Genomic DNA, 23,800 nt, shown 5'->3' with positions numbered 1-23,800 from the left:
GCACATTCACTGCTAACTGTATTCAATGGCGAGGCAGTAAAGCATGAGCACACAAACAACACTAAAAAGAACACTGGGCAGCTTCCGTCTGTGGGGCATTGCCGTCGGACTGGTAATTTCAGGGGAATATTTTGGCTGGAGCTATGGCTGGTCACAGGCCGGCACGCTCGGTTTTTTGATTGTCGCGCTGTTAATTGCCGCGATGTACTGTGCCTTTATCTTTAGTTTTACCGAACTGACTACCGCGATCCCTCATGCCGGAGGCCCTTTCGCTTACGCGTACCGGGCTTTTGGGCCAACGGGCGGATTTATTGCCGGTTTTGCCACCTTAATCGAGTTCGTTTTCGCGCCTCCGGCTATCGCAATGGCGATTGGCGCGTACCTGAACGTGCAGTTCCCGTCGCTGGATGCAAAATGGGTGGCCTGCGGCGCGTACCTCATCTTTATGGCGCTGAACATTCTCGGCGTTGGCATTGCCGCCACGTTTGAGCTGATTGTCACCCTGCTGGCAATTTTCGAACTGCTGGTGTTTATGGGCGTGGTGGCACCGGGCTTCTCGTGGGGCAACTTCACCGCCAACGGCTGGGCTGGTGCAGAGAGCTTCAGCAGCCTGGCGCTGCCGGGCATGTTCGCCGCGATCCCCTTCGCCATCTGGTTCTTCCTCGCCATTGAAGGCGCGTCCATGGCAGCGGAGGAAGCCAAAGATCCGAAACGCACCATTCCGCGTGCGCTCGGCGGCGGTATTCTGACCCTCACCGTGTTGGCGGTTGGTGTGATGATTTTTGCCGGTGGCGTCGGCGACTGGCGCACGCTGTCGAACATTAACGACCCGCTGCCGCAGGCGATGAAAGTGGTGGTCGGCAACAGCAGCGGCTGGCTGCATATGCTGGTGTGGCTCGGTTTGTTTGGTCTGGTGGCATCGTTCCACGGCATCATTATGGGTTACTCTCGCCAGATCTATTCGCTGGCGCGCGCGGGCTATCTGCCGGCAAGCCTGGCAAACCTCAATCGCAAAACCCGCACTCCGCACCTGGCGATCCTCGCCGGTGGCGTGGTCGGTATTGCGGCGATTTTCTCCGACTCGCTGGTCACCATCAGCGGCATGCCGCTCACCGCCTGTATTGTGACGATGTCCGTTTTCGGGGCTATCGTTATGTATATCACCTCAATGGCCGCGCTGTTTAAGCTGCGCCGCAGCGAACCGGAACTTGAGCGCCCGTTTAAAGCGCCACTGTTCCCTTACGCACCCGCGTTTGCGCTGGGCATGGCGGTACTCTGCCTGGTAGCGATGGTCTGGTACAACACGCTGCTGGCACTGATCTTCGCGCTGATGATGCTGGGCGGCTATATGTGGTTTCGTAAAACGGCGCACGCGCGTGAACGTGCCGAGATGGACCCGCAACTGCGGGCGCTCTCCTGAGGAGACGGAATGTATAAAACCACGCTGGCTCACCGTACTTATCAGTTCGACAGCCTGAAAACGTTAATGGCGAAAGCCTCCCCGGCGCGATCCGGGGATGTGCTGGCCGGAGTGGCGGCGCAGTCGGCGGAAGAGCGAATGGCGGCGAAAATCGCCCTTGCGGATGTGCCGCTGCGCGAGATCCTCGCCTCGCCGCTTATCCCGTATGAGGACGATGAAGTGACGCGGTTAATTATCGATACCCACGATAGCCGCGCGTTTGCCCTGATTGCCCACCTGACAGTGGGCGAATTCCGCGACTGGCTGCTGGCCGACAGCACCGATACCGCTACACTTAGCCATGTTGCCCCGGCGATCACCCCGGAAATGGCCGCCGCCGTTAGTAAACTTATGCGTAACCAGGATTTGATCCTCGCCGCCAGCAAATGCAGCGTGATCACCCGGTTTCGCAACACCATTGGCCTGCCCGGCCATCTTAGCGTGCGTTTGCAGCCCAATCACCCGACCGACGATCTGAAAGGCATTGCCGCCAGTATGCTCGATGGCCTGCTGTATGGTGCGGGCGACGCGGTGGTCGGCATCAACCCGGCCAGCGACAGCCTGCCGGTGCTACAAAAGCTTAACCACATGATGGCAGACATCATTGAGCGCTTTGCCATTCCTACCCAGTCCTGCGTACTGACGCATGTCACCAATACCATCCAGTTGATTGAACGCGGTGCGCCGGTTGATCTGGTGTTCCAGTCGGTGGCGGGGACGGAAGCCGCTAACAGCGGTTTTGGCATCAACCTGGCGCTGTTGCACGAGGCGCATGAAGCGGCGCTGAGCCTGAAGCGTGGCACGCTGGGCAACAACGTAATGTATTTTGAAACCGGTCAGGGCAGTTGCCTTTCAGCCAATGCGCATCACGGCGTCGATCAGCAAACCTGCGAAGCGCGCGCTTACGCGGTAGCACGACATTTTAACCCGCTGTTGGTCAACACCGTGGTCGGTTTTATCGGCCCGGAATACCTCTACGACGGCAAGCAGATCATCCGCGCCGGGCTGGAGGATCACTTCTGCGGCAAACTGATGGGGCTGCCGATCGGCTGCGACGTCTGCTACACCAACCACGCCGAAGCGGATCAGGATGATATGGACACGTTGCTGACGCTGCTGTGTACCGCCGGGCTGACCTTCCTGATTAGCGTACCGGGCGCGGATGACATCATGCTCAATTACCAGAGCACCTCGTTTCACGATGCGCTCTACGCCCGCCGCCTGCTGGGGCTGAAACATGCGCCGGAGTTCGCCGAGTGGCTAACGAAGATGCAGATTATCGACACTCATGGCCAGTTGCGCCTGACCGGTGCAAACCACCCGCTGCTGACCGTTATGCCACAAGGAGCGCATGCATGAATGGACCCGATGCCTGGACACTGCTGCGTGAGTTTACCGATGCCCGCATTGCGCTGGGGCGCAGCGGCGCCAGCCTGCCAACGCGGGAAGTGCTTAACTTTGGCCTCGCGCACGCCCAGGCGCGTGATGCCATCCACCAGCCCTTTGACAGTGAAAGCCTGGCACAGCAGCTCCATGCGCTTGGCTTAAAAACGCTGGAGGCGCACAGTGCCGCTGCCGACCGGCATATCTACCTGAATCGCCCGGATCTGGGGCGCAAGCTCAGTGATGAGAGCCGCGAAACGCTTGCTACTCATCGCCCGCCCGCGCACGATCTGCTGCTGGTGATTGGCGACGGGCTCTCTTCCCACGCCGTGCATCGCCAGTCCGTCGGGCTTATCACCGCCCTGCTGCCCTATCTGGACACGCTGGGACGTTCTCTCGGCCCCATCGTGCTGGCGCACCAGTCGCGCGTGGCGCTTGGCGATGACATTGGCGAAACGCTGGGCAGTAAAGCGGTGGTGATACTGATTGGCGAGCGTCCGGGGTTGTCCTCGCCGGATAGCCTCGGCGTCTACCTCACCTGGAAACCCGCGCGCCAGCGCATTGAATCCGAGCGCAACTGCATCTCTAACATTCGCCCGGAAGGGCTCAATTATGAGGCCGCCGCGTTTAAGCTCGCCTGGCTGCTGGAACAGGCATTTCTGCGCCGTCTCACTGGTGTGCAGCTGAAAGACGAAAGCGACAACCCGGCGCTGCATGGACGCGTGACACCCCGCATTACGAGCTGATCTCAGTACAGAGCGCTGGCGTGACGAAGCGCTCTTTCTCCCCCCGTCATCTACACTCTTTACGTTATTTACGGCGAACCCGTGGAGGGCGTATGGAGAAAAAAAGCAGCGCTGATGCAGAACGAACATGGCCCGTGGAAGACAACCCTTTCTGGCTGCATGTTGAAATGCAGGTGCAGAAATGGGGAGCGATAGCGCTTATCATCATTGTGATTGCCGCGCTGTGCGGGCTCTTTTCACAAGGCTGGCTAAGCAAAAAAACGGCGACCAGCGCCGATCACCATCTCACCGTGGAGTACGACCGCTTTGGTCGGCTACAAAGCGATCTGGATATGCAGATTACCGCCAATGCCACAGCCGATAACCGCATCACCTTCACCTTAGGCGGCGATTTCATGCACGATTTTGAGATCCGCACCCTGCAACCACAACCGCTAAACATGTACAGCCGTAGCGGCGAACTGGTGCTGGAATATGCCCGTCCTGCCGCCGATAAACCGCTGACCGTGTGGCTGGGTCTGACGCCGCTTGGCGTTGGTAACAGCACGCAGCGGATTTCAGTGAATAACGCAACCCCGGTCACCCTGACGCAGTTTATCTGGCCCTGAGGAGAACGCGATGGACATGGTATTACGCGCGATAGCTATCTATCTGGTATTGATGGTGGTGTTCAAAATCGCCGGACGCCGGGCGCTGCTACAGATGACCTCTTTTGATCTGATTTTGCTGCTGATCATCAGTGAGGCCACGCAACAAGCGCTGCTCGGCAATGACTTCTCCGTAACCGGCGCGGCGCTGACCATTATCACGCTGGTGGTGGTGGATATCTTATTCGGCACGCTGAAGAAGTACGTTAAAGGGGCGGAAAACCTGATCGACGGCACGCCTGTGGTGTTAGTGGAGAACGGACAAATGCTGGAAAACAAAATGCGCGAAGCCGATATCACGCGCGACGACATTATGGTGTCAGCGCGAAATAACCAGGGCATTGCCGATCTGGCGGAGATTAAATTCGCCATTCTTGAGCGCAACGGCCATATCTCGATTATTCCCAAAAACTCATCATGACTTTTCGCTCGCTATACTTTGCTTACCGGGTCACAACCAACTTGACGAAAAATAGCCTATGAATGAAGACATTACCTTAACCAACAACATGAATGCCCTGCTCTGCCTGCCGATTCCGATGCTGGCAGCACAACTGGGCGAGCTGCTTACCCAAAAACAGCTACGCGTCACCACGGCGGAATCCTGCACCGGCGGGCAAATCGCCACCGCGCTGTGCGCCGCTGGTGATACGCCCGCTTTCTTTGGTTGCGGGTTTGTCTCGTTTACCGATGAAGCGAAAAGTACCCTGCTGCATGTTAAGCGCGAAACGCTGGCACGCTGGACAGCGGTGAGCGAGCAGACAGCCAGCGAGATGGTGCAAGGCGCTTGCGCGGTCAGCCATGAACCGGTCGGGATTGCGGTCACCGGTTATGCCGGCCCGGATGGCGGCGAAGATGGTACGCCGGCCGGAACCGTGTGGTTTGCCTGGGCGCTGCCGGGGCAAACGCCGATCACGGCGCTGCGCCATTTTGCCGGGGATTGCGAAAGCGTGATTGAGCAGTCGGTGAAATATGCGCTGGCAACGTTAATAACACTATTAAGCCGCTAACCTTTTCACTCCGCCACGTGTCGCTATGTCGCGCTGGCCCATTTCACGACCATCACGTTGTAAGCCCTCAATAATCAGGCCGCAAATGGCCTGATTATCAGCACTACGCCCGCGCTAGCGTGCCGTGTGGAGAGCTTAATTATCTGTTCCGCCTGCGCTTTGTTACGCCAGACTATCAGTAACTCATTCGCTGTTACGCCACGATGCAACGTACTGAAAAGACGCGTCAAAACTCACAGTTTCTGTGATGCGCTACGCTTGGTTAATAAATAAAAATCTGAGCGAGGAGCCGCCCATGACCGACACGCACACCCTTTTTCCACGCCGTCAGCCACATGCGGATCCGCAAGATCCGCACCTTTTTAACTGGGCGAAAAACGCGGTACTGGCTTGCAAAAACGCCGTTATCCGCGTGGAAAATGAAGCGCAGTTACAGCAGGTTATTGCTGCCGCTACCGGGCGCGTGCGAGTGATGGGTAGCCGCATGTCGCCTGGGCGCATGCTGAAACTGAGCCAGCCGGGCGATACGCTGATTGATATCTCTGCGCTGCGCGGTGTGCTGGCGGTGGATGACGACAGCGTAACGTTTGGCGCCGGGACGCAGTTGCACGAAGTGTTTGAACTCCTCACCGTCATGAACCGTATGCTGTACGCGTCGCCGGGCGTGATCGACTCACAAACGCTGGCGGGCGCCATTTCAACGGGAACCCACGGCCAGGGCATGCAGCAAAGCTCGCTGGCGGATGAAGCGCTGCGCATCCGGCTGGTGGATGCCGCCGGGCAGATCCACGAGATTGACCGCCAGCAACCGGCGTTTGCCGCCGCGCAACTGGCGCTCGGCACGCTGGGGGCAATCACCGCCGTCACCCTACGTACGCGCCCGGCAACGCTGTATACCTGCTTTAAAAGCGCCAGCAGCGCAGAGAATCTTGCGCAAGACTTGCTTAGCTGGAACCAGCAATGGGCCTTCAGCAAAACGTGGTGGTTCCCGGATGAAAACAAAGTTCATACCTGGAACGCACGCGAATCTACCGCCGATGAAATGGCGCTATGGCGCGATAACCATGGCGATCTGGTCGAGCGGGAAGAGACCGACACGCAGATGAACGACACGGTGGAAAAAACGCTGGAGCAGATGCATGACGACACCAACATTGTTGATGAAAACGGCAAGCCGTTTCGCACCGTGACGCGCTTTAAAGACTTTTCAGATGTGACTGGCGATATCTACCAGGTGTTCTGCCGCGGTATCGCCACGCCGCAAATCAATATAGAAATTGGTATTCCGTTGGCGCGCGCCCCGGCGGTGATTGCACGTATTAAAGCCTGGCATCAGCAATCGCACCCGCATATGCACTACCCGATAATTTTGCGCTGCACCGGGCCTTCCGGGGCGTGGCTGAGCCCGGCCTGGCAGCAACCAACCTGTTTTTTTGGCTTTGTGGTCTATTACGCCGAAGACGGCTCGCTCTCTGAAGAGGGGCTGGCGTTTCTGCGCGCCGCCGAACAGTTGCTGGCAGAAGAAGGCGGGAAGCCGCACTGGGGGAAATACTTCGACCCGACTTTATACGACTGGCCAGCGCTTTACCCGCAATGGACGGCGTTTCAGGCCGTACGCCAGCGTTTTGATCCGCAGGGCAAATTCCTCAATACGTTTATGACGGAGCTGTTGTCATGAGTGCCGCATTCGCCTGGGTCACCCTCCTGACACAGCCGGATTACCTGCCGGGCGTAGAAACGCTACACCGTTCGCTGCGCGCCAGTGGCTCACCGTGGCCGCTGGTGGTGATGGTGACCGACACCATTGATGACAGCACGCGTCAGCACTTGGGCGCACAGGGCTGCAAAGTGCGGGAAGTGCCGGTTATCGGCCCCGATCCCGCGCTTGAAAGCCGCTATGCAAACGCCCGCTTTGCCGACGTGTGGAGCAAACTGGCGGTGTGGACGCTCACCGAATATCAGCGGGTGGCGTTTCTCGATGCCGACATGCTGGTGCTGCAAAATATGGATCATCTCTTTGAACTGCCGCTGGCCGCAGGCACCATCGCCGCCTGCCATGCCTGTCGCTGTAACCCTAACCATATCGAAAGCTACCCGGTAAGCTGGCGGCCGGAAAACTGCTATTACAGCTGGTGTACGGACGCGCAAATGCATGCCACCCCACCGGCGTCACTGGATAACTACCTGAACGGCGGTTTTCTGCTGCTCACGCCGGATAACGCCCTTTATCAGCAGATGATGGCGAAGCTGGCGGAGAAAGCGGATATTTCGGGCTATGTTTTTGCCGAGCAGGATTTTCTTAACGAGGTGTTCCGCGACCGTTGGCTGCCGCTGCATTATGGCTATAACGCTCTAAAAACGTTGCCGCTTCAGCATCCGCAAATGTGGGATTTAGCGCAGGTGAAAAACCTGCACTTTATTATCGATAAACCGTGGGAAACGCGGCCCGAATCTGGTGACAATGGAGATGAACTGCATCGATTGTGGTGGCAATATGCGTAACCGCCGATAAATATACAATTACCGGAACGCGAACATGCCGCCACTTTTGCATTTACCATTCCGGCCAGTGATGTTCCTGTGCGACAGCCAGCAGCCAGTCACGAAAGGCGTGGCAAAGCGGTTCTAACAGCGCCGACTTGTCGTAGATCAGCTGCATCCCGCCGCTGTTCTCCAGCGGGTGCAAAATGTATTCACTCCCGGCCTGCACCGCGCGGCGAAAAGCAAAATCGATCCCTTCCGTTTTCAAATCAACGTCCCGCGTAGCGGTAGTGATAAGCACCTCGGCATGCGGGTAATAACGTTCAAAGCCGCCAAGCCTTGGCAGCAACCAGTGCATGGCAAACTCCGTTGAACAACTGACGCTCACGCGGTGGTGCGCCGCCGCGTCAATTAACCGGTGGGTGGCTTGTGAAATCTGATGAAAGGCAGGCTGAATGGCCCGCAGGTAAATTTTCCCTTCCGGTGTCAGCGTGAGCACGCGCGAGCCGCGCATAAACAGCCGCACATTCACCCAGGCTTCCAGTTTGGCAATCTGCTGGCTCACTGCGCTGGCGCTGATAGACAACGCTGCTGCCGCCGCTTTCATACTGCCGTGTTGTGCGACAGCATTAAAACAGATGAGCGCCTGCAAAGGCGGTAAGGTCATTGCCGATCTCCGCATCAGTTAAGTCACACTAAACTTTAGCAAAAATACGGCTTCATCAGCCAACCGTGGCGTTTATCAGACCGAGAGAAAAACCTGCGGCGTATTCCCACCCGGATGCTGGCTCACCTCGACTTCGGCACCGTACCACTGCGCGATAAGCGGTGCCTGAATCACCTGTTCCGGCGTGCCTTGTGCCACCAGTTTTCCCTGGTGTAACAGCAAAATCCTGTCCGCCCACAACGCAGCAAGGTTGAGATCGTGAAGTATCGCGCAGACATGCAGTTTGCCGCCCAGCGTCAGCCGCTTTAGCAGGCGCAGCACCTGCTGCTGATGATAGAGATCGAGTGCCGACGTCGGTTCATCCAGAAACAGCCAGCCTTCCGGGCCGTCATGATGCCACAGTTGCGCGAGGCAGCGCGCCAGTTGTACCCGCTGCTTTTCGCCGCCTGATAACGTGACGTAGCGCCGCCCAGACAGTGCGTCACAGCCGGTCAGCATCACCACCTGCTGCACAATTTCGCGTTCGTGTTGCGGTCCCCAGGGCGCACGTCCCATGGCGATAATGGCCTCCACCGACCAGTCAAAACCAGGTGTGGTCTGTTGCAACATTACCGCCCGGCGGCGCGAAAGCGCTTGCGCCGTCCACGCCTGTAGCGGTTTGCCTTCCAGATGGCACTCCCCTGCCGCCGCGGGCAGAAAACCGGTTAACAGACGCAGTAACGTCGATTTCCCTGCGCCATTCGGGCCAATCAGCGCCACCCTTTCGCCGCCGGTCAGCGTCAGGGAAACATCGTCAATCAGCCGCCGTGAACCGGCGTTGAGCCGCAAATGCGCGGCGGTTAAAAGTCTGTTCATGTCACCGCCTTCGACTGGCGAAAGATCAGCCATAAAAACCACGGTGCGCCAGCCATGCTGGTCAGCAGGCCAACCGGCATTTCGGCGGGCGCGACAACGGTGCGCGCCACGGTATCCGCGGCCAGCAGCAACATTGCCCCCGCCAGCAACGCGCCGGGCACCAGCGCACGGTGATCCGGCCCCAGCCACATGCGCATCAAATGCGGCACCACCAGGCCAACAAAGCTGATAATGCCGCTCACCGCGACTGCCGTTGCCACCAGCAGCGCACTGCACACCAACAATATGCGCTGCAGCCGTGGCACATTGACGCCCAGATAGTGCGCCTCTTCATCGCCCAGTTGCAGCAGATTAAGCGCGCTGGCGACGCGCCAAATCACCAGCGATGCGGGCAGGATCAGGCTGGCGGCGACCATTAACGTCGACCATTCGATCTGCCCGAGGCTGCCCATTCCCCACTGTGAAAGCTGGCGCAATTGCGCGTCGTTGCTGATCCACGAAAGGACGCCAACGCCCGCACCGCAAAGCGCATTAATGGCGATCCCCACCAGCAGCAACCGGGATAAACCGGCCTCGCCCGCTTTACTGAGCAGATAAATCACTATCATTACCGCCAGGCTACCGATAAACGCCGCCAGCATCGGCGCATACAACGCCACCAGCGGTGAAACGGTAATCGGCAGCACCAGCCAGCAGGCGACCGTTAACGACGCGCCGCCGCTGATGCCCAGCAATCCGGGATCGGCAAGCGGGTTGCGAAACAGCCCCTGCATCACGCAGCCGGAAAGCGCCAGCGCCGCGCCAACCAGCAGCGCCAACACCACGCGCGGCAAACGCACCGTCAGCCAGATTTGACGCAGCGCCTCGTCACCGACCTGCCATAAACTGGCGAGTGGCAATTGCATCGCGCCCTGCGTGCTTGCCAGCCCCGTCAACCCAAGCAGCAGCAACACAAGCCCCCAGAGCGTACGGGAAGCGTGGCGATTCATCAGGGCAGTTGTTCCGCTTTATTACGCAGCGCCAGCAGCGCCTGCGGCGTGCGCAAACCAAAACCGAGCAGCGCCACATCATCTACCAGCAACACCTGTTTATTGCGCCCGGCGGGCGTCTGCGCTAGACCAGGCAACCGCCACAGGTTCTGTTCGCCACCCATCGCTTTTACGCCGTCGGCGGAAATTACCACCAGATCCGGCTGGCTGGCGATCACCCCTTCTTGCGACATCGAACGGTAATGGTCAAAGCCCTGCATCGCATTTTGTAACCCCGCTTCACGCAACGCGCCGTCGGCAGCAGTTTTCTGGCCGGCCACCATTGTCCCCATCCCGCCGTGGCTGAGGATAAACAGCACGCGCTTGTTCAGCGGCTGTTTCGGTAGTGCGGCAATATCGTTCGCCAGCGTTTTACGCAACTGCGCGCCTGCATCTGTTTTGCCGATCGCATCCGCAATGACCGCGATTTTTTTATCAATCGCCGCCAGCGTGTAACCGCCCGGTACCGCAACCACCCTGACGTGGTTGTCCTGCACTTTTTGCAACACCTGCGAAGGTTGCGCCTGGTCGCTGGCCAGCACCAGCGTCGGACGCAGAGAGAGGATGCCTTCGGTGTTGAGCTGGCGGACATAACCGACATCCGGCAGTTTTTGTGCGCTGGCGGGCCAGGTGCTGGTACTGTCACGCCCAACCAGCTGCGTCTGCGCATTTAACCCGTAGACAATTTCGGTGACATCGCCGCCCAGGGAGACAATTTTTTGCCCGGCGGCGCTTGCCATCAGCGGCAGCGCCGCCAGCAGCATCAATAATTTTTTCATGCGGCTTTTTCCGGGTTGGTTAATGCATCAATCTGCGCGCGCCAGTGGCTTTGCTCCGGCTGGCCTTCGCTACGCTGACCGTAAAGTTGAGCGATTTGCGTACCGTCTTTGGCGAACAACTCAAGGCTGGTGACATGGCCGTCGGCGGTAGGTTTGCGCGTGACCCAACTTTCGGCGATCCCGGTATCACGCAGATGCAGGGTGAAGTTTTCATTGAAGATGTTTATCCAGCCTTTCATCGGCGTCAGTTTTTCCAACACGCCAGTAAAGATCTGCACACAGCCACGGTTGCCGACGAAAATCATGATTTCGTTCCCCTTCTGTTGCACCGTTTCCAGCAAGTTTGGCAGCGCGTCATTGCTGACCAGGCAGGCAAGATCGTCGCCCACCAGCCGGAACGCCTGCTGGCGCGAGAGGTTGTACTTTTTCAGCAAACCAAAGAATTGATGCACATCCGTCATGGCGCGCCATTCGCTGTCCAGCGCAGCGCCGTCTGCGTGTTCTGCGTGTTGTTCGCTGGCAGCTTGAGTGAGTGTTAACGGCGGGTTCTCCGGCGCGGTGAAACGGGCGATAACGGCGTTCCACTCGGCAATATCGGTGTGTTCCGTCAGGTAGACCTTCAGTATCGCATCGCCTTGCCGATCGAAAAATTGAATGCTCTGACGTTCGCCGCGCGGGCTCTGTTCATGCAAATGAAAGGCGCTGGCCCACTGGTTGATAAACAAACGCAGATCGAGCGCACGCGGGTTAAGCACCAGCCCGGCGCGCTCGCTGATATGCAGATTGGTGAAACGGCCAATCTGTTCATGAACCGCGTAGTCGTTGCGACAGAGGCATTTGGTGTCGCCGACAGCTTCCAGCGCAGCGAGGATGTCGCGCATTTCCCCTTGCAGGCGCACGGCGTCGTGGCCGACACGGGCATAGGTTAATTCGGCTTCGCTTATCGCCATCTCGGTCGCGATGTCGCGGGCGTATTTCGCCGGTTGTTGCGCTTTAATGGCCTGATAGTGCTGCCAGATTGCGGTGAAATCACGTGATGTTGCAGGCATATTGTTCACTTCCTTAACTGTTTTAATCCCCGACAGCGATACCGGGGAGGGAGAAAACTTACCGATTGGCAGAGAAATCATTCACGCTGCATCGCGACGGCAAAGCGGTAGTACCGGCAACGTGAAATGACATCGCCTTAGAAATCAACATTGACGCCCAGTTGCCATGTCCGCCCCGGCATTACCGCCAGCGCTTTGTCATACGCATTCTGGTTGGTGGTCTCTTCCTGCGTACGGCTGTTCAGGTAATCCCAATATTTACGATCGGTGATGTTGTAAACGCCTCCGTTAATTTTGACGTTTTTCGCCACCTGCCAGTACGCCGTCCAGTCGAGCAGCCCATAGCCCGGCACCCGCATATATTCCGTGCCGGAATCGCCCAGCGACCCGCCGGTGTTGGTATAGGTCTGACGATTGGTGGCGGTAGCTTGCTTACCTTTGACGAAGGTGGCGGTCAGCGCCGTACCGTAGCGTTTGGCCGGATCATCCCAGGCGACACCGACAATTGCTTTCATTGGCGCGACGCTATCGAGATCGATGTATTTGTCGCCCAGATAGCGCGATTTCGCTTTCCCTTCGCTGTAGCCATACGCCAGCGTTGCGCTCAGACCATCGACCTGTTCAAACCAGGTGCCAAAGTTGAATTTCGCGCTAATTTCGCCGCCGTAGATAAAGGCTTTATCGCGGTTTTCCGCCTGATAGGTGGTGTAGATGTTAGATGGCACGTTGGTGAATTTATCCGGATTACCGGAGCGGGTGTAACGGGTATACGCGATAAAGTTTTTATAACTGTTGTAGAACAACGCCGTGCGCAGCGTTACGCCCTCGGTCACCTCGCCTTTCATGCCCCATTCAAGGTTATCGCTGGTTTCGGTGTCCAAATCCGTATTCCCGATAAGCGCATATTGCCCGCGCCCCGCATAGCTGGAACCCAGGTTCCAGGAGCCATACAGCTGGCTGGCGTTGGGGAACTGCGCGCCGCGTTTGTATTGCAGGTATGTCATCAGACGCGGCGTGATGTCGTACTGGAAGGTCAGTGACGGCAGCAGTTGGGTGTCGGAATTTTTACCGTACAGGGAGGACACATCGGATTCGTCCAGCACGCTGCTATTGGCGGTCAGGCTGGAGAGGTTATCCGGTTTTGTCGACTGATGAACCACGCGCATGCCGGGAATGATGGCGAAGTGGTGGCCATCGACAGCGAAATTAATCTGATCCTGCAGGAATACGCCTAACGTATAGCTGCGGCTGTCGGCTTCCGGCTGCATGATCTCGCTAAAGGCGCTCGGCACCGGTGACTGGTTAAACGGACGCTCGGTTTTACTGGTGCTGGCGTTAAAACCGGCGCTTAGATCGTGACGGCCCACTGTTTTCGCCAGCGCATTCTGAATGCCCCAGGTATCGGTGTCGTAATTGGAGTAGACCGTTTCCATGGTCGCCGTGACGCTGTCCGGCATGTAAGTGCGGTCATGCGCTTCGGTGTGCTGGTAATAGACTTTGCTGGACATGCTGTCCAGCCAGTCGTTCATCGGCGTCCAGTCATCTTTCAGGCTAACGCCCCAGCGGCGCGTCTGACTGGTTTGCTGTGCGTCGCCAAGAATGGCGCTGCCGGCATTGTTCCACGCATCGTAATGGGTATGGTTGGTTTTGTGGTAGTAATCCAGCGTACCGGTGAATTTGTGCGCGTCATTCGGTTGCCAGATGCCGGAAGCCATCATCGCATCCGAGTGCCAGTTCGCCGGATAGGCGTCAACCGTACCGCTGTTATTGCGGGTTTGCTGACCGTCGCGACGGCTGTAAACCATGATGCCGCGCAGGGTTTCGTCGCCTGCGGCTCCCGTCACGCCGTTGTGCCAGCTGCGATCCGCGGAGTCATAATCGCTCTGGTAACCAAAGTAGGTCTCTTTGCCAGGGCGCAAATAATCATCTGCCGATTTCGGGCGGAAAGAGACGTTGCCGCCAATGGAGGTGTTAGCTTGCTCGGTACGGGTAGCGCCGGACTGAATATCAACGCTGCCGTACATGTACGGATCGATATAATCGCGGCCAATGCCGAAAGTGTTAAGGCCTGCGCGACTTACGTAGCTGCGCCCGGTGGCGTCCGGTTGCGGGATGCCGTCGACATCGATGCCGACGCGGTTACTTTCCAGTCCGCGAATGTTGTAGCCAGTATAACCGCCGCGATCAAAACCGCTTTTGCCGTTGCCGGAACCGCCGCTTGCGCCCGTGGCGCTGATGAGTGGTTCATAACGCATAATAGAGCCAAAGTCTTTCGCGCCTTTGTTTTGCAGATCCTGGGCGCTGACGGAATGCGCGCTTCCGGCTTTTAATACCGGTGCGGGTGCCGTGACGAGCATCTCCTCAGCGTTATCTTGCTGAGCCCCGGTGGAAGCTGTCGATGAGGTGCCGTTATCTACCGCAAATGCGGAGGTTTGATACAACGCTGCGAGTAATGAAGTGACCAGCACACGCTTGTCAAAGCGCAGCAGGGAAAGGTGCGATTTACACATATTGTCTTGTAAGCCTTAGAATTTATTAGTATCAGGCTCACGTATGACTTCCAGGAGACCGCACAAGATTGCAGTCAGCGCAAAAGAGTTGCAGGTTATTGTTATGTTATCGACACCGAAGATAATGATAACAGTTATCATTTGCAATAAATTTGTTATGCCGCCAGATTTTCAGCAGCATGAGGCTTATACAAACCTTTTCCATCCGCGCCAGGAGTCAACGAAAAATGAATAAACCGGCCATCACTTTGCACTATTGCTCACAATGCAACTGGATGTTGCGCGCCACCTGGATGGCGCAAGAATTGCTGCACACGTTTAGTACGGATCTCGGTTCCGTCACGCTGATACCGGGCACTGGCGGGATTTTTGTCATCGATGTTGATGGCAAAGTGATTTGGGATCGCAAGCTGGACGGCGGTTTCCCCGATGCGGCCGAGTTAAAGCGCCGCGTGCGCGACTACTGCTTCCCGGAAAAACCGCTCGGGCATGTGGAAAAGAAAGCGGAGTAAATCTCTGCGCCCGCATGGCTTGCGGTGCGTAACGACAGATGCGCGCTTCAGAGGCATGGATAAGCAGCAAAGCCGAACCGGCAGGCGTCAAATTGCGTTCGATAAAACAACCTGGCCGCGAAGATAGACGCGAGTTGCTTACTGGTTTTTCCGTTAATGGACTGAATAATCGATAAAAAGGCCGCCGTAGCGACCTTTTTATTTATTTCTTCACCGGCTGGGGTTTTTTATCACCCGATTCCGGCGCTTCACGAGGATCATCTTTTTCAATGTAGAGCACAAAACCTCCTCTTGTTGCCTTCAGTTCACTCACTATAGATCCTCCGCAGCCTTAGAGGCCAAGCGGCAGGCGAAAAAAAACAGCCCATCAAATGCGGTTGCCGCTGCGACAACGGTTTTGTTAAAAACGTCAGGATGGATGAAATTTAGACAAATCATCAATAACATCAATGCGTTAACGATAAAAAAAATTATTCTAAAAGATCGGTTTATTTCATCATAACTCGCTGTTTTATAGCGCTTTTCTGGTTGAAATTTGCTAATAATTAGCACGCTTATTGTTAGTAACAAAGATGCAATTGCATGCCTTCAGGCGCAACGCGGATTTACTGGGCCTGAAGGTTATTTTTTATGCATTTTCAATGCGCTAAAGAGTGTTCTACTCGTATTCGTAATGACGAATGGCTGAAGACTCCACGCGGCTTTTAGCGGAACAACATTAAACGGGGAATTAACACCATTTAAGAAGCACAGCGTCGATAGAGAAGTGAAAAGGGTTTACTGATTATTTTCTTTTGGGGGTTGTTTGCGATTGGCCATTTTGTGCACGAGACGTTTCTTATAAGGCGGGAGACGTAAATCGACTATATCAGTAAAATTAATAGCAATTATCTCGGCAGGATGGTGAGAATGTTCAATTAAATGAGTAGATAAGCAGGTGGGTAAACCTTCAGGTAATGTGCATATCCTCTCACCCTCATCATTATTTTTTGATTCCATTAATACCTCTGCATTTTTATCTTTAAAACATTGTTAATTAAAAAATAAACGAGCCGTCCCCGGCTCGCTAGCGTTCAGAAAATAATGACCATAAAAAGTGGTTATTTTTTTCCACCGCTGTGGCTATTTTCACCGCCTTTCTTACCGGCTTCGGATGCACGTTCAGGGTCATTTTTAAAATTACCGCCGCTGTGCTGACCACCTTTACGCCCCGCTTCTGAAGCTTTCTCACGATCTTCTGCGAAATTACCGGAACCGCCTCTATGTTCGGCCATGTTATATCTCCACATCTCGTTTTCGATATAATCGATACGGTTAATAATCCATATCGATCGCGTTGGAACCTTAAGTCTGGCTATTTATCTCAATTAGTCAATTAATCATCCAAAAATATATCACTCTAAAAATAAAAACTCCGAAAGAAATATTTAAACACACATGTTGCATTAAAAATAAATCTTGATAGTTATAAGCGAGTTACTAAAAACCCGCTCATCTCAAAAAATTCTGGTGTGATGAAATGTGTAAATAAAATGGTCGGGATAAATATTCTGTGCACACTTATCTCATGACACATAAATATTGTGGAGATAAATCATGCATACAGAACACCAACGATGCGCAGAAGCCTGTTATCAATGCGCTGCGGCTTGCGAACACTGCGCACTTTCTTGCCTGCAGGAAGAGAATATCGACATGATGCGTGAATGCATCAAACTGGACGTACAATGCGCCGCCCTGTGTCGGCTTGCCGGCCAATTTATGGCGCTGGAAAGCAAACATTTACCCTCGCTGTGCCGGATTTGCGTCGATGTGTGCAAAGCCTGCGCGGAAGAGTGCAGCAGGCATCAACATCAACACTGTCAGCAGTGCGCTAAACGTTGCCGGGCGTGCGCACAAGCCTGCCTGCAAATGGCAGCGTGAAATACGCTGAGAAAAGGGGAGCAGCATTGCTCCCCTTCCGGTTTTATCAATACCAGGCGTTTATCAGCGCAAACCCCAGCGCCGTCATTAAAATTGCTCCCACCACATGCACCAGCACGGAAGCCAGCGCCCACGCGTAGTTGCCCGTTTGCAACTGGGCAAAAATCTCCAGAGAGAAAGTGGAAAAGGTGGTCATACCGCCGCATAACCCGGTGGTGATCAGCAGCCGCCATGTGGGATCCAGATGCGGCTGGCGGGTAAAAAATGCCAGCGCGCCGCCAATAATCAGCCCACCGAGTAAATTTACCAGCAGCGTGCCGGGTGGCAGATTGGGAAACAGGGTATTTAAACGAATCGCGAGTAGCCAGCGGATCACGCAGCCTGCAGAACCCCCGATGATTACGGCAAATAAAGACTTCAGCATGTTTTTCCTCATCAACAAATGTGCGAGGCATGCAGGGAACAAAAGAAAAACGCCCGACATGCCTCATGACAGAGACATACCAGGCGTCATCAGCTTCTCAGGGAAGCGGTTGGGTCAGGTGGAACGCCATCACCTGAGCACGCATTGTTGACGATTTCGCACCTTCGGGCAAGTTACAGTAAGCCTAAGTGTTCCACCAGAATTGAGCTGCTAATACAGATAAGCACAACACCGCCGAGCACTTCCGCCCATTTACCTATCGCCGCGCCAAGAAAACGCCCCAGCAGCATACCGCTGGTGGCCATGATGGTGGTCGCAAGGCCAATCATCAGCGCCGTCGCCACAATGTTCACGTTGAGAAATGCCAGACCGACACCAACGGCCATCGCATCAAGGCTGGTTGCGATAGCGGTGGTGACCAGCAACCAGAAACCGTGGCGACGCGGCGCTTCGACTTCTTCATCCGTGGTTTTACTCAGGCCTTCTTTCATCATGCGCACGCCAAGCACAAACAGCAGTACAAAGGCTATCCAGTGATCCCACTGCATAATGTACTGGCTGGCGGCTAAGCCTGCGGCCCAACCGATAATCGGGGTGATGGCTTCAACAACACCAAAAATCAACCCGGTGCGTAGCGCTTCGCTTATCGGTGGGCGTTTTAACATCGCCCCTTTACCAATAGCGGCGGCAAAAGCATCCATCGACATGCCGAAGGCAAGAATCGTAATTGCGTAAAAACTCATTGCTGACCCTTAAATGCCCTGACAGGAGGGCAAAAACGCAGACGCTGCGAAAAGAGCGGCAAGGATGCCACAGCCAAATCAAAAATGCAAAAATCAGTTATTAATCATAAGCATATAGATAATGCTATGTTTTATAGCGCTGGCTATGTCAGACGGCGCTCCTCTCATTTGGCTGGCGAATTGGAAGCGATGTGGTATTTGTAATTGTTATATTATAACATTTCATTTCGTAACAAATGATAACCAGGGAGCGCAATATGATCATGAAGAAATCGGCCTTTGTACTTGGCATGGGTGTGCTGCTAATGAGCGCGCAGACGTTAGCGCATGACCACCACCACGGTAAACCGCTTACAGAAGTGGAGCGTAAAGCCAGCGAAGGCATTTTTGACGATAAGGATGTGAATGACCGGGCATTGTCCGATTGGGACGGGATCTGGCAATCCGTGAACCCTTATCTGCTCAGCGGCGCGCTTGATCCGGTGCTGGAAAAAAAAGCAAAACAGGGAGGTAAAAGCGTTGAAGAGTACCGCGCTTATTACCAAAAAGGTTACGCCACGGATGTAGAAATGATTGGCATAGAAAACAATGTGATGGAGTTTCACGTTGGCAAAACGGTCAATTCCTGCCGTTATGATTATGCGGGCTATAAAATCCTGACTTATACCTCGGGGAAAAAAGGCGTGCGTTATCTGTTTGAATGCAAAGACGCGCAATCAAAAGCGCCGAAATATGTGCAGTTCAGCGACCATATTATCGGCCCGCGCCAGTCAAAACATTTCCATATTTTTATGGGCAACGAATCGCAAGAAGCGCTGCTAAAAGAGATGGATAACTGGCCGACATATTATCCGTACAATATGACCAAAGCGCAGATTGTCGACGAGATGCTGCATCACTGATGGTTTCACCGCGGGCGAACTACCCTCTCGCCCGCGGGTAGCAATCATCACGCGCATTTTTATGCCATTCTCTTAACCGCCAATCCGTTCGCTCTGGCTGATTAACACCGGCCACAACTGCATCGTCGTGTCGATAATCTGCTGCAGTTTATCCAAACTGGCGCCTTCTCGCGCGCTGACCGACATTCCATGGATAATGCAGCTTAAAAAAAGCGCGCTGGTTTGCACATCTGTTTGCGCCGGGATCTCACCACGTAACTGACGTTGCAATAAAAAGGTCAGCAGCGTTTGCTCCTGCGCCGTTTGCCGCTCCCGGATGGTATCGGCTATCGGCTCCGACGAAGCAGAAACCGTGGCAGAGGTATTGATCAAAAAGCAGCCTGCCGGGGTATCGCTCCCGGCAAAGCAGCTGGCTAACGCTTGCAGATAATCGCGCAGCGCCTGCTCAACGGTTTTCTCTTCACAGAAAAGCGCTGCCCGGTGTTTGGCGGAAAACCGTGCCATATAACGATCAAGCGCGGCTCTGAATAACCCTTCTTTATTGTTAAATTCCGCATACAGCGTCGGTGCTTTTGCGCCGGTGGCTTCAACCAGGTCTGCCAGCGATGTGGCTTCATAGCCATGTTGCCAGAACAGCATCATCGCTTTATCCAGCATTGCGTCCCGGTCAAAAACTTTTGGCCGTCCGCGACCTTTCCGCGTACAGCATGTGACGTCGGTTGCCATTGTTCCTCCCTCGTTCACGTCAATTTAGTTAATAATCATTATAAAAACATTACAAAGCGGCTGACCAGCGGAAATTTTTCGAAAAAATACACGCTTTATCCTCATGAATAAAAAGCGATTTTTAATTATTTAAATGATCATTATAAAAATAGTATTGACGAGTGACACAGATCACATTTATCATTTACCTATCGATCGTTAAGTTAATACTTACGACCTCATACAAATCCAGATTCAGAAGGCAAAAATTATGAAAACCATCAAATCCCTGATCGCAGTCGCTGTACTTAGTTCCCTCTCTTTCGCAAGCGTAGCCGCCGTTGAAGTGCAGTCCACTCCGGCTGACCAACAAAAAGTGGGCGTGATTTCTGCCAATGCCGGCACCAATCTCTCCTCATTGCAAAGCGAACTGGCGCAGAAAGCCGATGAAATGGGTGCGAAATCATTCCGCATTACTTCCGTGACCGGCCCGAACACCCTGCACGGCACCGCGGTGATTTACAAATAAGCTCTGCCGTATAAAACCGGCATCCATAACAGATGTTGAATCGGGCGTTATCGCCCAGCACAAATAAAAATTTAAGGAATACCATTATGAAAACCATCAATTCACTTGCTGTCGCTACTGTGCTTTCTGTCCTGTCATTTGGTGCTTTCGCTCAGAGCGTAACCGCCACTGCTTCTACGCTTGACGAAGCGGAATCATTAATTGCCGCCAAAGCACAGCAGGCTGGCGCTTCATATAAAATCATTGAAGCCAACACCAATAATAATGTTCATATGACGGCTGAACTGACCAAATAAGTATGCCGTTGTCGAACAACACTCTCTAAGCGCCTGCGGGCGCTTTTTTTATGGGGAAAACGCTATTTCCCGTAGCGGGAATATCAGGAAGGGAATACTGGCGCGAATAAATATTGTGGAAATAAAACATGGGAAGGCATTAAGGCATGGGTACAGAGATCCAGGACCGAACAGGAACATATACACAACCCTATACACATTCAGTACCGGATTCTACTGGATGGTTATGGACTAACACGGATTAAAGAAGCAGTAAAAACTTTATAAATCAGAGATGTTATGGATGGTTACGGACGTTTGAGGAAGTTGAGGTGGTGCCGATAATAGGAGTCGAACCTACGACCTTCGCATTACGAATGCGCTGCTCTACCAACTGAGCTATATCGGCCCTGCGATATGTTCACGGGCGTGAATCACGGAGTAGAAGGTTAAAACTAAGCGGGTGATGCGTCAATGCCCTTGGGAATCAAACGGCTACTTTTGCATCACCCTTTTTCAATTAAGCACGAATCGTGTCGTCGCCGAAACCAATCCACTTGTAAGTCGTCAACGCTTCCAGCCCCATCGGGCCACGCGCGTGCAGCTTCTGCGTGCTAACGGCAACCTCCGCCCCCAGGCCAAACTGCCCACCATCGGTAAAACGCGTAGACGCATTTACATACACCGCAGAGGAATCCACTTCGTTGATAAAGCGGTCTGCATTGCGCAGCGTACGCGTGAGGATGGCATCAGAGTGCTGAGTGCCATGCTGGCGAATATGATCGATGGCGTCATCCAGACCCGCCACGATTTTCACATTCAGATCCAGCGATAAAAACTCGTCGTCATACTGCTCCGCTTTCACTGCTTCCACTTTCGCCGGGCCATTTTGCAGCAGCGCCATCGCCTGCTCATCCGCATGCAATGTCACGCCACTTTCCGCCATCTGCTTACTTAGCGCGGGCAGGAATTGCTGCGCAATACCTTGATGCACCAGCAGTGTTTCCACCGTGTTGCAGGTACTGGGTCGTTGGGTTTTCGCGTTAACGATGATTTTTAACGCCGGATCGATTTCCGCAGAATCATCAACCAGAATGTGACACACGCCGATACCACCAGTGATCACCGGGATGGTCGACTGCTCGCGGCACAACTTATGTAAACCAGCGCCGCCGCGCGGGATCAGCATGTCGATGTATTTATCCATGCGCAGCATTTCATTCACCAGCGCGCGATCCGGGCTTTCGATAGCCTGCACCGCACCGGCCGGTAAGCCGCACTCTTCCAGCGCCTGCTGAATAACTTTTACCGTGGCGGCATTGGTGCGCCAGGTCTCTTTGCCACCGCGCAGGATCGCGGCGTTACCGGTTTTCAGGCACAAAGAGGCGACATCCACCGTGACGTTAGGACGCGCTTCATAAATCACACCAATCACGCCCAGCGGCACGCGACGGCGCTCAATGCGCAGGCCACTGTCAAGCAGCCCACCGTCAATCACCTGGCCTACCGGATCCGCCAGTTTGCAAACCTGGCGCACATCGTTGGCGATCGCGGTTAAGCGCGCCGGATTGAGCGCCAGACGGTCAAGCATCGCATCGCTCAACCCGTTGCGGCGAGCTTCCAGCAGATCTTGTTCGTTCGCGAGCAGGATCGCTTCCGCCTGCGCTTCGAGATAATCAGCGATTTTTTCCAGCACGCGGTTTTTCTCGCGACTGGAGAGCAATGCCAGTTTGTATGACGCTGCTTTGGCAGCGATGCCCATTTGTTCCAGCATACTTCTGCTCCTTAACGGGTAATCATATCGTCGCGGTGCACCGCGACAGGGCCATATTCGTAGCCCAGAATGGCGTCAATCTGCTGTGAATGTTGCCCGGCAATGCGACGCAGCGCATCGCTGTTATAACGGCTTACGCCGTGGGCGATATCGCGGCCTTGCAGATTGCGAATGCGGACCACTTCACCACGGGAAAAGTTGCCTGTCACGCTTTTAATCCCTTTGGGCAACAAGGAGCTGCCGCGTTCCAGAATGGCGGCAGTTGCGCCTTCATCAACGGTGATTTCACCGGCAGGCGGCGCGCCAAAGATCCAGCGTTTACGGCTCTCCAGCGGCGACTCCTGGGCGTGAAAGCGCGTGCCGACGGAAATACCTTCCACGACATCGCCAATCACGCCTGGCTTGCTGCCAGCGGCGATAATGGTGTCGATCCCCGCACGGCAGGCAACATCGGCGGCTTGCAGCTTGGTGCCCATACCGCCCGTACCGAGGCCGGAAACGCTGTCTCCGGCTACTGCGCGCAGCGCATCGTCAATGTCGTAAACGTCTTTAATCAGTTCCGCATCCGGGTTGCTACGCGGATCGGCGGTAAACAGACCCTGCTGATCGGTCAGCAGCAGCAGTTTGTCGGCGCCGGCAAGGATCGCCGCCAGCGCCGAGAGGTTATCGTTATCGCCGACTTTGATTTCCGCGGTGGCAACGGCGTCGTTTTCGTTAATTACCGGCACGATATTGTTATCGAGCAGCGCACGCAGCGTATCGCGCGCATTGAGGAAACGCTCACGATCTTCCATATCGGCGCGCGTCAGCAGCATCTGCCCAATATGAATCCCGTAAATGGAAAACAGTTGTTCCCACAGTTGAATCAAACGGCTCTGCCCTACTGCCGCCAGCAATTGTTTTGACGCGATAGTCGCGGGCAGTTCCGGGTAGCCCAGATGCTCGCGCCCGGCGGCAATCGCGCCAGACGTCACAATTACAATTCGGTGCCCGGCGGCGTGTTGCTGCGCGCACTGGCGCACCAGTTCAACAATATGGGCGCGGTTCAGGCGACGGGAACCGCCCGTTAAAACACTGGTACCGAGTTTTACCACCAGCGTCTGGCTGTCACTCATGATTCTCTGCCGTTTTTTAAGGAAATATAAGGAAAGTAAATCGTCGTCAGACGTTGTAACAGGAGTCAGAGCGATTGCCAACTGCCAGAGCTGTCAGCTCACTTTTTTGTTGCGCAGGATCAGCAAGCGTAGCGGCAGGATTTGACACTTTTATGGCAAAAACAAAAAAACACAACTTTTTAAAAATATTCTTAATTTGTCATAAATCTTTAATTTCGCAGCGTTAAAACCCTTCCTGTTTTTCACGGGGCGTATGCCCAGCGAATATTAGCGCGTTAGTCAAA

The 23,800-nt window shown here is 54.7% G+C and carries 26 protein-coding genes, 1 tRNA gene and 1 riboswitch; of the genes, 13 read left to right on the top strand and 14 right to left on the bottom strand.

Features of this window, described 5'->3' with window-relative positions; translation table 11 throughout:
* The first annotated feature begins 43 nt into the window (after nt 1-43).
* The 8 genes from eat (at nt 44) to ACFX4U_RS11025 (ending at nt 7,747) form a co-directional block, all read left to right on the top strand.
* Entirely contained in the window at nt 44-1,420 is a 1,377-nt protein-coding gene (gene eat, locus ACFX4U_RS11060; RefSeq protein ID WP_020456708.1) for an ethanolamine permease, read from the top strand.
* 9 nt (nt 1,421-1,429) lie between these two features.
* The gene (locus ACFX4U_RS11055; protein ID WP_313506389.1) at nt 1,430-2,818 is read left to right on the top strand and encodes an ethanolamine ammonia-lyase subunit EutB; all 1,389 of its coding nucleotides are present in this window, start codon (nt 1,430-1,432) and stop codon (nt 2,816-2,818) included.
* On the top strand, nt 2,815-3,588 hold the full coding sequence (gene eutC / locus ACFX4U_RS11050) for an ethanolamine ammonia-lyase subunit EutC (RefSeq protein ID WP_313506388.1): 774 nt from the start codon (nt 2,815-2,817) through the stop codon (nt 3,586-3,588). Before ACFX4U_RS11055 ends, eutC begins: the two co-directional genes overlap by 4 nt.
* Nucleotides 3,589-3,680: 92 nt before the next feature.
* A complete protein-coding gene (locus ACFX4U_RS11045; protein WP_305736980.1) occupies nt 3,681-4,196 on the top strand; it encodes a hypothetical protein in 516 nt (171 codons plus the stop codon).
* Between the two features lie 10 nt (nt 4,197-4,206).
* Nucleotides 4,207-4,656: a DUF421 domain-containing protein gene (locus ACFX4U_RS11040; protein ID WP_017458803.1), complete on the top strand. Its 450-nt coding sequence runs from the start codon at nt 4,207-4,209 to the stop codon at nt 4,654-4,656.
* A gap of 58 nt (nt 4,657-4,714) precedes the next feature.
* Nucleotides 4,715-5,245, top strand: a complete 531-nt coding sequence (locus tag ACFX4U_RS11035; protein WP_380218049.1) for a 2-oxo-tetronate isomerase — start codon at nt 4,715-4,717, stop codon at nt 5,243-5,245.
* Between the two features lie 295 nt (nt 5,246-5,540).
* Nucleotides 5,541-6,923 carry a D-arabinono-1,4-lactone oxidase gene (locus tag ACFX4U_RS11030; RefSeq protein ID WP_313506387.1) on the top strand — a complete coding sequence of 461 codons (1,383 nt, stop codon included), beginning with the start codon at nt 5,541-5,543 and terminating at the stop codon, nt 6,921-6,923.
* On the top strand, nt 6,920-7,747 hold the full coding sequence (locus ACFX4U_RS11025) for a glycosyltransferase family 8 protein (RefSeq protein WP_313506386.1): 828 nt from the start codon (nt 6,920-6,922) through the stop codon (nt 7,745-7,747). The genes ACFX4U_RS11030 and ACFX4U_RS11025 overlap by 4 nt, the downstream gene beginning before the upstream one ends.
* 52 nt (nt 7,748-7,799) lie before the next feature.
* On the opposite strand, the gene ACFX4U_RS11020 is transcribed toward ACFX4U_RS11025, so the two are convergent.
* The 6 genes from ACFX4U_RS11020 to ACFX4U_RS10995 form a co-directional block, all read right to left on the bottom strand.
* A complete protein-coding gene (locus tag ACFX4U_RS11020; RefSeq protein ID WP_313506385.1) occupies nt 7,800-8,393 on the bottom strand; it encodes a LysR family transcriptional regulator in 594 nt (197 codons plus the stop codon).
* A gap of 75 nt (nt 8,394-8,468) precedes the next feature.
* On the bottom strand, nt 8,469-9,248 hold the full coding sequence (locus ACFX4U_RS11015; protein WP_313506384.1) for a heme ABC transporter ATP-binding protein: 780 nt from the start codon (nt 9,246-9,248) through the stop codon (nt 8,469-8,471).
* Entirely contained in the window at nt 9,245-10,237 is a 993-nt protein-coding gene (locus tag ACFX4U_RS11010) for an iron ABC transporter permease (RefSeq protein ID WP_305736985.1), read from the bottom strand. The genes ACFX4U_RS11015 and ACFX4U_RS11010 overlap by 4 nt, the downstream gene beginning before the upstream one ends.
* Nucleotides 10,237-11,055, bottom strand: a complete 819-nt coding sequence (locus ACFX4U_RS11005) for a hemin ABC transporter substrate-binding protein (RefSeq protein WP_305736986.1) — start codon at nt 11,053-11,055, stop codon at nt 10,237-10,239. The genes ACFX4U_RS11010 and ACFX4U_RS11005 overlap by 1 nt, the downstream gene beginning before the upstream one ends.
* Entirely contained in the window at nt 11,052-12,104 is a 1,053-nt protein-coding gene (locus ACFX4U_RS11000; protein ID WP_313506383.1) for a ChuX/HutX family heme-like substrate-binding protein, read from the bottom strand. Before ACFX4U_RS11000 ends, ACFX4U_RS11005 begins: the two co-directional genes overlap by 4 nt.
* 137 nt (nt 12,105-12,241) lie before the next feature.
* Nucleotides 12,242-14,614: a TonB-dependent receptor domain-containing protein gene (locus ACFX4U_RS10995; RefSeq protein ID WP_313506382.1), complete on the bottom strand. Its 2,373-nt coding sequence runs from the start codon at nt 14,612-14,614 to the stop codon at nt 12,242-12,244.
* Between the two features lie 227 nt (nt 14,615-14,841).
* On the opposite strand from ACFX4U_RS10995, the gene ACFX4U_RS10990 reads away from it, so the two are divergent.
* Nucleotides 14,842-15,126 carry a SelT/SelW/SelH family protein gene (locus tag ACFX4U_RS10990; protein WP_305736989.1) on the top strand — a complete coding sequence of 95 codons (285 nt, stop codon included), beginning with the start codon at nt 14,842-14,844 and terminating at the stop codon, nt 15,124-15,126.
* A gap of 202 nt (nt 15,127-15,328) precedes the next feature.
* Here ACFX4U_RS10990 and ACFX4U_RS10985 read toward each other — a convergent pair whose 3' ends face one another.
* Complete coding sequence (locus tag ACFX4U_RS10985; RefSeq protein ID WP_249882697.1) at nt 15,329-15,406, bottom strand: hypothetical protein; 78 nt, start codon at nt 15,404-15,406, stop codon at nt 15,329-15,331.
* Between the two features lie 820 nt (nt 15,407-16,226).
* Nucleotides 16,227-16,400 carry a general stress protein gene (locus tag ACFX4U_RS10980; protein ID WP_200553044.1) on the bottom strand — a complete coding sequence of 58 codons (174 nt, stop codon included), beginning with the start codon at nt 16,398-16,400 and terminating at the stop codon, nt 16,227-16,229.
* Between the two features lie 322 nt (nt 16,401-16,722).
* On the opposite strand from ACFX4U_RS10980, the gene ACFX4U_RS10975 reads away from it, so the two are divergent.
* The gene (locus ACFX4U_RS10975) at nt 16,723-17,049 is read left to right on the top strand and encodes a four-helix bundle copper-binding protein (protein WP_305736990.1); all 327 of its coding nucleotides are present in this window, start codon (nt 16,723-16,725) and stop codon (nt 17,047-17,049) included.
* 46 nt (nt 17,050-17,095) lie between these two features.
* Here the strand turns inward: ACFX4U_RS10975 and crcB are convergent, their stop codons facing one another.
* Both crcB and mntP read right to left on the bottom strand, forming a co-directional pair.
* Entirely contained in the window at nt 17,096-17,473 is a 378-nt protein-coding gene (crcB, locus tag ACFX4U_RS10970) for a fluoride efflux transporter CrcB (RefSeq protein ID WP_305736991.1), read from the bottom strand.
* 73 nt (nt 17,474-17,546) lie between these two features.
* Nucleotides 17,547-17,616: riboswitch (Fluoride riboswitch) on the bottom strand.
* A 30-nt stretch (nt 17,617-17,646) separates the two neighbouring features.
* Nucleotides 17,647-18,216, bottom strand: a complete 570-nt coding sequence (gene mntP, locus ACFX4U_RS10965; RefSeq protein ID WP_313506381.1) for a manganese efflux pump MntP — start codon at nt 18,214-18,216, stop codon at nt 17,647-17,649.
* A gap of 257 nt (nt 18,217-18,473) precedes the next feature.
* On the opposite strand from mntP, the gene zinT reads away from it, so the two are divergent.
* Nucleotides 18,474-19,118, top strand: a complete 645-nt coding sequence (gene zinT, locus ACFX4U_RS10960) for a metal-binding protein ZinT (protein WP_313506380.1) — start codon at nt 18,474-18,476, stop codon at nt 19,116-19,118.
* Nucleotides 19,119-19,190: 72 nt separating this feature from the next.
* Here the strand turns inward: zinT and ACFX4U_RS10955 are convergent, their stop codons facing one another.
* The gene (locus ACFX4U_RS10955; protein ID WP_305736994.1) at nt 19,191-19,844 is read right to left on the bottom strand and encodes a TetR/AcrR family transcriptional regulator; all 654 of its coding nucleotides are present in this window, start codon (nt 19,842-19,844) and stop codon (nt 19,191-19,193) included.
* Between the two features lie 250 nt (nt 19,845-20,094).
* On the opposite strand from ACFX4U_RS10955, the gene bhsA reads away from it, so the two are divergent.
* Together bhsA and ACFX4U_RS10945 are read left to right on the top strand one after the other, a co-directional pair.
* Nucleotides 20,095-20,352 (top strand): multiple stress resistance protein BhsA, encoded by a 258-nt coding sequence (gene bhsA, locus ACFX4U_RS10950; RefSeq protein WP_017458786.1) that lies wholly within the window; start codon nt 20,095-20,097, stop codon nt 20,350-20,352.
* Nucleotides 20,353-20,438: 86 nt separating this feature from the next.
* Complete coding sequence (locus ACFX4U_RS10945) at nt 20,439-20,648, top strand: DUF1471 domain-containing protein (RefSeq protein ID WP_017458785.1); 210 nt, start codon at nt 20,439-20,441, stop codon at nt 20,646-20,648.
* Nucleotides 20,649-20,960: 312 nt separating this feature from the next.
* Here the strand turns inward: ACFX4U_RS10945 and ACFX4U_RS10940 are convergent.
* The 3 genes from ACFX4U_RS10940 to proB all read right to left on the bottom strand — a co-directional run bounded on the left by ACFX4U_RS10940 (nt 20,961) and on the right by proB (nt 23,516).
* Nucleotides 20,961-21,036: transfer RNA gene (locus tag ACFX4U_RS10940), tRNA-Thr, on the bottom strand.
* Nucleotides 21,037-21,147: 111 nt separating this feature from the next.
* Nucleotides 21,148-22,401, bottom strand: coding sequence for a glutamate-5-semialdehyde dehydrogenase (gene proA, locus ACFX4U_RS10935; RefSeq protein WP_313506378.1), 1,254 nt, complete (start codon nt 22,399-22,401; stop codon nt 21,148-21,150).
* A gap of 11 nt (nt 22,402-22,412) precedes the next feature.
* Entirely contained in the window at nt 22,413-23,516 is a 1,104-nt protein-coding gene (proB, locus tag ACFX4U_RS10930) for a glutamate 5-kinase (protein WP_313506377.1), read from the bottom strand.
* Between the last annotated feature and the right edge of the window lie 284 nt (nt 23,517-23,800).

Source organism: Kosakonia sp. YIM B13588, assembly GCF_042788165.1.
In the GTDB taxonomy this organism is placed as follows: domain Bacteria; phylum Pseudomonadota; class Gammaproteobacteria; order Enterobacterales; family Enterobacteriaceae; genus Kosakonia; species Kosakonia sacchari.
Note: the sequence above shows the minus strand (reverse complement) of the source record. Positions and strands in the feature narration are given on the sequence as shown.